Genomic DNA, 7,609 nt, shown 5'->3' on the forward strand with positions numbered 1-7,609 from the left:
AAGCGCAAGGTGTCCGCTACCTTCGACAAGTAAATAAGCTGATCCAAAGAAGGGCGTTCTTTGGATCAGCTTATTATGCAGAACATCGGCTATGTTCGCGCCATCCTGGCGGCAGACTCAACCCTCGTGTCCTATCTTCGACTGCGCGAGTAATTCTGTAGCAACCGCTTCAGCGAGCCTCAAGTCGATGGCGCCTGGAGCTAGATATGGCACCCAATCATGCGAATGATTCTTAAGCTACGATTTTATGATTTCCAAACCGTAAAAAAATCGCCACATCGATTACTTGATGTGACGATTTTTGATCCGATCCGTAAGGCCCTGATTCACAACAATAACTAAGTAGGGGATAACGGACACTAACACCTGCTTTATGCAAAAATAGGTTATCGTTTTATGGTTTGTCTTTTTCAATGATCGTTTGATTATACTTTTTCAATAAATGGCCAAAAGTTAGTTTGTCCTCTTCTGACCAATCCGATAACACCTCAGATAGTCGATCATATCTTCTTTCTTTATTATCATCTAATTCCTTAATGCCTAGATTGGTAATCCCGTAAAAGTAGGAGCGCCCATCTTTAGGGTTTGGCATTTTCTCGATATATTCTTTTTGTTCAAGGGCTGCTGCCTGTCTGCTAATGGTGGAAATATCTAACTTTAGCTGTTCTGATAAAGATTTTACTCCAACCGGACCAGCGACAGATAATTGCCTTAATAAGACATAGGCAGAGCGCTCAAGCATGCCATTGCGCTTTTCGGTTATGACAATGCGGCGAATAAATAAACTGACTTCTTCTTCTATTATTTTGATCGCATCTTTATCCATTTTTGACACCTCACTATTATCCTAGCGACAAACTCAAGCTTGTGCAAGTTCCGAAATTTTTTAGACAAATATTTAGTTGTATGGTACAATCAACTAAATTGTTTTTAAATTTATCAATGATGGGTGGGAATGAGAAATGAAAGCTCAAGACGTCATGATACACGATGTTTATCATGTGACAGAAACGGATTCTATTCGTACAGTGATTCAACAATTTATTACCCATGAAATTAGTGGGTTACCTGTAGTAAATGATCAGAAAGAATTAATTGCCTATATAAGCGACGGCGATATTATGCGATATATTGGAAAACATAAGGACATTGTCGTTGATTCCTTATATTTCGTGAATGTTGTGGAAGGCGACAAAGAAGGATTTTTGGAAAAAGCGGAACAGGTACTGGATTTACCGGTTCTCAATATTGCGAAGAAAAAGGTAATTAAAGTAGCATGGGATGAAGAAGTCGAAAATATAGCCACTATTCTAGGGAAAAGAAAAATAAAAAAGCTCCCCGTCGAAAAAGATGGAAAATTGGTTGGGATCGTCAGCCGTGGAGATGTAATTCGCCATACATTTAAAAATTTTCTCTGATTTGAATATCACCGTACTTGGGTAATGTGCAAAAGTTTGAGCACATGCATCGAGAATTGGGGTGGTGAACTTCCGCAAGCGGAATGGAAATTTCAAAATCTGCACGATCATAAGAAGAATCATTAGCGGTCATAAAGATATCTAAATGATCTTAGAGTATTAAAAAAATAGAATGGAGAAGATGTATGTCACAAGATGTTACAACTGCTGCGAAAGTAGTGAATCAGTCGATACAGGAAGAGGGAAGTATCTTGAAGCAGCCGAAAGCAGTATGGGCTGTCTTTTTTGCGAGTATTATTGCTTTTATGGGATTAGGTTTGGTTGATCCAATATTACCGGCCATTGCAAACCAATTGGATGCATCACAAAGTGAGACAACGCTGCTTTTTACAAGCTATAATGCGGTCATGGCGGTTGCTATGCTTGTAACAGGCACTATATCTTCAAAGCTAGGGATGAAAGGCACACTACTTAGTGGGATTGTCATCATTGCTTTATTTGCTGGATTATGTGGAGTATCGAACGATATTTGGTCACTTGTAGCCTTAAGAGGTGGCTGGGGACTTGGGAATGCCTTATTTGTCGCTACGGCATTAACGGCGATTGTCACATTAGCTACAGGTGGAAATGCAAAAGCAATTATATTATATGAAGCCGCAATTGGATTAGGAATTTCTGTTGGTCCATTACTAGGAGGATGGCTAGGGGCGATGTCATGGAGAGGTCCCTTTCTTGGGGTAGCTGTTTTAATGGTCATCGCTTTTATAGGATTATCGATTTTAATGCCTAAAGCAAGTGGGACAACGAAGGGTGCTAAACCAAAGACTTCTATATTGGATCCATTTCGGGCGTTGAAACATCGTTCTTTATTAGTCTTTGGGATTACAGCAGCCCTATATAACTTTGGCTTTTTTACCTTACTAGCGTATGCCCCATTTGTATTAGGATTAGATGAACATGGCTTAGGTTTTGTCTTTCTAGGTTGGGGACTACTACTAGCTATTACGTCAGTCTTTATGGCACCAAAAATCCAGCAATGGTTTGGCACAATTAAATCCATGTGTTTAATGCTAGGCTTATTTGGAATCGTCCTTCTAGCCATGGGACTTTGGACTTCCCACCAATGGCTAGTAATCTCAGCCGTTGTAATCTCAGGCGCACTACTTGGAAATAATAATACACTAATTACAACAGCAGTTATGAACGCCACAACAGTCGAACGCTCCACTGCCTCTGCCGCATATAGCTTTCTTCGATTCATCGGAGCCGCGATCGCTCCATTCTTGGCAGGAAAATTATCGGAAATCTTTAACCCTAGCACCCCCTTCATCGTCGGCGCCATCTTCGTCTTCATCTCAGTATTAGTCGTATGGGCCAACCACATCCATGTAAAACATGTTGATGATGTAGAAACAGGACACTAATTCGGGGACAGTCCCCCGCTTTGTTAAAGTGTTAAAGTTTTATCAAGGGGATACCAATAAAGAAAGTTGAAAAACCGAAGTCAGACAGGATCTGACTTCGGTTTTTCTTATCAAGCTAATTTCCTTGGTGTAGTGGAATCTGAGATGACTTTGCTTTTCCCAGCATTTACTCCGGTAATAAAGATGACCATTGCTAGCAAAAATAGCAAAAGTAGGGGGATTTTCCAACTATGAAATAAATCATGTAAACCACCAAATAACATCGGGCCAACAGCAGCCAAAAGATAGCCGAGAGACTGCGCCATTCCCGACATTTCGGCAGCTTCTTGTCCACTCGAAGTACGTAAGCTGAAAAACATCATTGCTAGACTAAAGGCGCTTCCGGCTGCAATCCCGATCAGGATAACCGATAGGGGGATGAGTAGCTTGCTACCCAGGAATAAACCGACGATGCCAGCCATAAAGAAAAACGCAGTGATTCCGGATATGACTTTTTGGTCTTTCATTTTTTCGGCTACGACCGGAATAATAAAGGTAACAGGAATAAGCGCGAATTGCATAAGGAAGAGCATCCAACCAGACGCACTTGAACTATATCCATGTGTTTGAAGGATTTCAGGCAACCATGTAATAAATGTATAAAAAATCAATGACTGTAATCCCATAAAGATGGTAATATGCCAAGCTAATGGAGAGTGCCAAATGCTTTTGCCTTTTTGTTCAGAGGCCTTGACGACTTTTACGGATTCACTAGGTTTTCGGAGTTGTGGAATCCAAAAGAGTAGGGCAATAATCGCAAGGATGGTCCAAAAAGCCAGTGATCCTTTCCAACCCACTCCTTTAATGGAAGCAATCGGTACACTTAAACCTGAACCGAAGGCACCAAATAAGTTCATGAAAACGGCATATATACCAGTGACAAAGCCAATTTTTAAAGGGAAATTCATTTTAATCAAACCAGGCAAAAGGACATTTCCTATTGAAATCGCCATACCAATCATAATCGTACCTATAAAGAGAAAACTCGTTCCGAAAAATGATCGTACTATTAATCCAATCATTAAAAGTAGTAAGGAGAAAAAAATTGTTTTTTCCATACCAAGTCGATTGGCGAGTTTAGGTGCGAAAGGAGAAAGAAGGGCGAAAGCGAGTAATGGAAGGGTGGTAATGCTCCCAGCTACAGCATGACTCAGACTTAAATCATCACGTATAAATGAAATAAGTGCGCCGACAGATGTTAAGGGAGCTCTTAAGTTTGCTCCTACTAATATGATTCCTAGTAAAAGGAACCAATGCGCTTGATGGATTGGTGTATTTTCTAATGATGTCGTGTTTTTACTCAAAAGTCTTCCTCCTTAAGCTCTAATGCTAATCTTTTTTTAAAGTCAAAAATATATTCATTGACATATTTTATCGCCTCTTCGATATTCTGCTCTCGAATAGCATCTAATAGTTCACTGTGAATCATTTTTTCACAGGCAAATGATGTATCGATAATCATGAGTTTGCTAATGGATGTATATAAAGGGTCCGTCATATATTCATATAGCTCTTGAAGAAGTTGATTGTGTGAGGCCTTCACCATAGCTTTGTGAAAAGCCATGTCAGCTGAGATAAAATCCTCAACCGCATCCCTTTGGGCAGTGTCTCGACATTGCTCCATATAAAACTCAAGCTGGTGAAGATCCTCATCATTTCGATGAACGGCAGCTAATTGTGCAGCCTCCCTTTCTAGAGCTAATCTCACTTCCAATGTTTCAATTAAATTGGACTTTTCAAGATGACGTTCCATGGCAGCGCCCAGTGAGCTTGAGGAGCGGACAAGTGTTCCACTTCCTTGCTTTGTCTCCAGTAAACCTGCATGAACTAACGCACGAATCGCCTCTCTCAAAGTATTACGACTAACCGCGAACTCCTCCATAAGCTCCATCTCTGGCGGCAACTTATCGCCAACCGTCCAATGCCCCTTCTCAATCAAACTCTCAATCTGCATCACAACCTGCTCCACCAAAGATAGCCGACTTGCTTTCCTTAACATAACAAACACCTCCTTAAAAATTTGTAGGATGATTGGTATGTAGGATATATTAACATAATTGAAAATGGAAGTAAATCTGGGGACAGTCCCCCGCTGTGTTAATGTACTAAAGTTTTTAAATATTGAAGATTAGGATTTTGGAGTGTCGAGGGAGAGTAATTTTGGGATATTCATGTGTAAAAAGGGGACTTTTAGTTTGTTATTATAATCAAAATACCTTTTTGACAATTTGAAAAGGATACCCGCCATGACTATAATGGGGCTAATAAATTTGGGAGGGATTACATGGCACGAAAACTACGTGTATGGTTTCCGGGGGCAACTTATCATATTACGGCTCGCGGGAATAGGCGTGATCGTATTTTTCGAGAAACTCAAGATTATCAATACTATTTGAGCCTAATTAAATCTTGTAAGAATCATATCTCTTTTAATCTTCATGCTTATTGCCTCATGCCGAATCATATTCATCTGTTATTGGAAACAAAAGATCAGCCACCTGGTCCGATTATTCATTATATTCATAGTCGATTTGCCATTCGTTTTAACAAGCGTTATGAATTATCAGGACATCTATTCCAAGGGCGTTTTCATGCCCAATTAGTCAGAACAGATGATTACTTTCTCACTGTATGTAAATACATCCACTTAAATCCAGTTGAAGCAAACATCGTCACTAAACCAGAATATTATCCATGGAGCAGCTATGCGAAACTAGTCAACAACAAAGAAGATCCCATTTTAGAAACGAAAAAAACCCTAACACTAGGGGACAGTCCCTTGACACGTTAATGCATTATCGTAGTGGGGGACAGTCCCCAGAGGTCGGTTTTTGTGTGAAAATCTGCAAGTCTTCCTTGATAAGTTAGTTCGAAACGAGGAGACTCTTGTAAATCATGAGGGGTGATAAGTGATATCGGTTTATCAAATTTAATTGTATTAGATTTTAATAAGACAGTTGCAACAAATTGAGAGCAGAAGAAAGCATTTTTTCTTTTTATCGGTTTATTTAGCGCAACGGCGAATAATCCAATTAGATTGTATCGATAGATTTCCGCATGTGCGGCGATTCTATTAATATAGTGATTCATCTTTTCCAATTCGACATCTGAAATCGTACAACAATAAATAGAACACCGCGCTTGTTTAAAGAATTTTCCGTGTAAGTCTTCCTTCACAAATCCAGCTTTAAAGGGATTAAAGGGATGTTTCCTCCCGAAACTATATACTTCAATCAAATTGGGATCAAAGGCAATAGACGCGTGGTTATAGGGTTTTTTTGTATATAATTTAATAAGTCTTGTAAATAGGGTTCCTGTATCCGAAAGGAGAATATATACCTTTTTTTCTTCCATTGTGACTCCTCCTTGTTAACATATCTTCATCTTACCGGCTTCTGTGTTTAATCATAAGGAGCTTAAGAAATATTTTCGACTAAGCCTTGAGGTCTATTTACCAGCTGAAAAATGAAAAAATGGAAACAGGATTTAATTAGACTTTGTATCCATTTTTTCATTAATTATCGCACCTTCTGCTTTTTTTCGCCCTTTGACATATAAGCCCAGCCGCGTATGATGATAGGTTTAACAATAAATTATCACAAGGTATTGATCGCAAATATTTTGTTTCCTTTGCCGATTGCAATTTTAAAACGGATTATTTTTCAAGTTTATATACGAAATAATACATACTCAAAGGCCACCAAAGTACACAAAAGATCGGATAGACTGCCCAAATTGTGCCTGGAGAAGAAATGACATTTACACAGATAAAAAATAGGGTGATCAATAGGCTAGCATGGATGGAATATTGAAAATAGGTTCCCCTTTTAACATGATACAATGATAGTGGCCACCAAAGTACAACAAAGGCTGGATAGATGACCCATAAATATTGGGGTGAAAATATCATATTTAAAATAAAATAATATATGATAATACTTATGCTGCCAATGAGAGCTGTTGACATCGCTGCGGCTTTATCGCCTAAAAATACAAGGATCGGCCACCATAGGAGGGGGTAAACTGCGAATAGAAACCATGGATAGTCAGGTGTATTTAGGTGATTTGTGAGAATTAGAAACAATATAATCAGAAGACTATAGAAGAGAGCAAGTTGTCTATGCTTTCCTTTTCGAATAAAATAGTAGCCCATTATCCATAGAATCAATGCGAAAGCGGGATAAATGACCCAAGGATAACCTGGTCCGGTAATGAGATTGACGATGATTAAAAAAACGACGGTCATCAGACTGCCTACTACGACGAAACCAATATCATAATTTTTCAAATATACCCCTCCTTATTTATTCCGAAGCCAGATAAAATACATCGTTAACGGCCACCAAAGTATGGCGAAGGTAGGGTACACAAACCAAATCGTATGGGGGGTATAGTAAAGGTTGATAAAAAGTACTAGGGCGATAATCAACGAACTTCCCCATAGAGAATAACCTAAGTTTAATTTTCTCATCTTTTTCTTTTGTGGTTGTGTCCCACCTATACCTAATTCGTGTTTTAAATCTTCAATATCTCCAAAGTCCACAATGGCTTTATTAATTGCGTCTTCTTCTGCTTTGCCTTGTTCCATTAGATCCCATACTTTTTCTTCAAGATTTTGTAATACCTCCTGCATCAAAGATTCTTTTTGTTCACTACTGGGAATATCTTTAAATAAGCTATGCACATGGTTCTTCAATACTTTCATTTTAACCCCTCCATAAATAGATC

9 protein-coding genes are annotated in these 7,609 nt (G+C 39.0%); 3 read left to right on the forward strand and 6 right to left on the reverse strand.

Translation table 11 applies throughout. The features are described from left to right. Window positions 1-394 precede the first annotated feature (394 nt). Entirely contained in the window at window positions 395-826 is a 432-nt protein-coding gene (locus IPU53_RS20680) for a MarR family winged helix-turn-helix transcriptional regulator (RefSeq protein WP_207452899.1), read from the reverse strand. 136 nt (window positions 827-962) lie between these two features. Here IPU53_RS20680 and IPU53_RS20685 point away from each other — a divergent pair, with 136 nt between their 5' ends. Together IPU53_RS20685 and IPU53_RS20690 are read left to right on the forward strand one after the other, a co-directional pair. Continuing rightward, window positions 963-1,418 carry a CBS domain-containing protein gene (locus IPU53_RS20685; RefSeq protein ID WP_207452900.1) on the forward strand — a complete coding sequence of 152 codons (456 nt, stop codon included), beginning with the start codon at window positions 963-965 and terminating at the stop codon, window positions 1,416-1,418. 185 nt (window positions 1,419-1,603) lie between these two features. Then, the gene (locus tag IPU53_RS20690; RefSeq protein ID WP_207452901.1) at window positions 1,604-2,842 is read left to right on the forward strand and encodes an MFS transporter; all 1,239 of its coding nucleotides are present in this window, start codon (window positions 1,604-1,606) and stop codon (window positions 2,840-2,842) included. Window positions 2,843-2,952: 110 nt separating this feature from the next. On the opposite strand, the gene IPU53_RS20695 is transcribed toward IPU53_RS20690, so the two are convergent. Together IPU53_RS20695 and IPU53_RS20700 are read right to left on the reverse strand one after the other, a co-directional pair. Further along, a complete protein-coding gene (locus IPU53_RS20695; RefSeq protein ID WP_207452902.1) occupies window positions 2,953-4,185 on the reverse strand; it encodes a CynX/NimT family MFS transporter in 1,233 nt (410 codons plus the stop codon). Then, window positions 4,182-4,880: a FadR/GntR family transcriptional regulator gene (locus IPU53_RS20700; RefSeq protein WP_207452903.1), complete on the reverse strand. Its 699-nt coding sequence runs from the start codon at window positions 4,878-4,880 to the stop codon at window positions 4,182-4,184. The genes IPU53_RS20695 and IPU53_RS20700 overlap by 4 nt, the downstream gene beginning before the upstream one ends. 285 nt (window positions 4,881-5,165) lie before the next feature. Here IPU53_RS20700 and IPU53_RS20705 point away from each other — a divergent pair, with 285 nt between their 5' ends. Further along, complete coding sequence (locus tag IPU53_RS20705) at window positions 5,166-5,672, forward strand: REP-associated tyrosine transposase (RefSeq protein WP_207452904.1); 507 nt, start codon at window positions 5,166-5,168, stop codon at window positions 5,670-5,672. Here IPU53_RS20705 and IPU53_RS20710 read toward each other — a convergent pair. The 3 genes from IPU53_RS20710 to IPU53_RS20720 all read right to left on the reverse strand — a co-directional run. Further along, window positions 5,669-6,235 carry a hypothetical protein gene (locus tag IPU53_RS20710; protein ID WP_207452905.1) on the reverse strand — a complete coding sequence of 189 codons (567 nt, stop codon included), beginning with the start codon at window positions 6,233-6,235 and terminating at the stop codon, window positions 5,669-5,671. The genes IPU53_RS20705 and IPU53_RS20710 overlap by 4 nt on opposite strands. A 301-nt stretch (window positions 6,236-6,536) precedes the next feature. Then, entirely contained in the window at window positions 6,537-7,169 is a 633-nt protein-coding gene (locus IPU53_RS20715; RefSeq protein WP_207452906.1) for a hypothetical protein, read from the reverse strand. A 12-nt stretch (window positions 7,170-7,181) separates the two neighbouring features. Beyond that, on the reverse strand, window positions 7,182-7,609 hold a 428-nt coding region (locus tag IPU53_RS20720; RefSeq protein ID WP_313886542.1), incomplete at its 5' end, for a permease prefix domain 1-containing protein.

The sequence above is a fragment of the Bacillus sp. SD088 genome (assembly GCF_017355205.1).
Classification (GTDB): Bacteria; Bacillota; Bacilli; order Bacillales; family Bacillaceae_C; genus Lederbergia.

What these genes read in the sequence shown, in the direction of transcription:
- IPU53_RS20690 (WP_207452901.1), top strand. Translation starts at nt 1,604, where the DNA reads ATGTCACAAGATGTTACAACTGCTGCGAAAGTAGTGAATCAGTCGATA.
- IPU53_RS20705 (WP_207452904.1), top strand. Translation starts at nt 5,166, where the DNA reads ATGGCACGAAAACTACGTGTATGGTTTCCGGGGGCAACTTATCATATT.
- IPU53_RS20680 (WP_207452899.1), bottom strand. Translation starts at nt 826, where the DNA reads ATGGATAAAGATGCGATCAAAATAATAGAAGAAGAAGTCAGTTTATTT.
- IPU53_RS20700 (WP_207452903.1), bottom strand. Translation starts at nt 4,880, where the DNA reads ATGTTAAGGAAAGCAAGTCGGCTATCTTTGGTGGAGCAGGTTGTGATG.
- IPU53_RS20685 (WP_207452900.1), top strand. Translation starts at nt 963, where the DNA reads ATGAAAGCTCAAGACGTCATGATACACGATGTTTATCATGTGACAGAA.
- IPU53_RS20710 (WP_207452905.1), bottom strand. Translation starts at nt 6,235, where the DNA reads ATGGAAGAAAAAAAGGTATATATTCTCCTTTCGGATACAGGAACCCTA.